2 protein-coding genes are annotated in these 948 nt (G+C 46.9%); both read left to right on the top strand.

Going from position 1 to position 948, the window contains the following annotated elements; all coding sequences use genetic code 11:
* A partial coding sequence (locus UF75_RS25755) for a thiamine pyrophosphate-dependent enzyme (protein WP_045577362.1) occupies positions 1-608 on the top strand: 608 nt, incomplete at its 5' end.
* The coding region (locus UF75_RS25750) for an indolepyruvate oxidoreductase subunit beta (protein ID WP_045577361.1) at positions 608-948 on the top strand (341 nt) is incomplete at its 3' end. The genes UF75_RS25755 and UF75_RS25750, both read left to right, overlap by 1 nt.

Below are 948 nucleotides of genomic sequence, written 5' to 3'. Positions count from 1 at the left end.
TGGATACTTGCATCTGCATGGGTGCCTCGATATCCGGAGCTTTAGGAATGGAGAAAGCTCATCCGGAAATGGCGGAATCGATGGTGGCTGTCATCGGAGATTCCACCTTCCTACATTCAGGCATTACCGGTCTCATGGATGTGGTTTATAACGGGGGACACACGACGACGATTATTCTGGATAATTCTATTACAGCCATGACGGGCCATCAAGATAATCCATCGACCGGCAAAACTCTGATGGGTCAACCTGCTCCACAAGTCGACTTTGTGGCTTTGTGCAAGGCCTTGGGAGTCAAACGAATTACGGAAGTTGATCCCTTTGACCTAGTAAACGTTAAAGAAGTCATCAAGACCGAACTAGCAGCGCCTGAACCCTCGGTCATTATTACGAGACGACCTTGTGCTCTTATTATCAAAAATACTGAAAAACCTCTCCAAGTCCAAGAGTGCACAGGCTGTAAACTATGCCTAAAACTTGGTTGTCCAGCACTCTCCTTTGATGAAGAACACAAAACGGCCCAAGTTGACCAAGCTCTGTGCACAGGGTGTGGCCTCTGTATGAACGTCTGTAAATTTAATGCCTTGAGAAAGGCTGGTGATGCTTAATGTCTAAGATAACGAATATTTTACTCGTAGGCGTAGGCGGACAAGGGACAATCTTAGCCTCCAAAATCCTGACCCATGTCGCTCTGGCTCAAGGGTACGAAGTGAAAATGTCTGAGATCCATGGAATGGCCCAACGGGGTGGATCCGTAGTCACTCAAGTTCGTATAGGAAAAGACGTTTACTCTCCGGTTATCGAACCCGGAGAAGCAGATTTTATGGTCGCCTTTGAACAATTGGAAGCTTATCGATGGTCTCACTTCTTGAAAAAAGAGGGAGTCTTAATCGTCAACACTCAAAAGATAGCCCCTTTGCCGGTACTCATCGGAACCGCGACTTACCC

Origin of the sequence: Desulfosporosinus sp. I2 (assembly GCF_000960765.1) — a bacterium.
In the GTDB taxonomy this organism is placed as follows: Bacteria; Bacillota; Desulfitobacteriia; order Desulfitobacteriales; family Desulfitobacteriaceae; genus Desulfosporosinus.
Note: the sequence above shows the minus strand (reverse complement) of the source record. Positions and strands in the feature narration are given on the sequence as shown.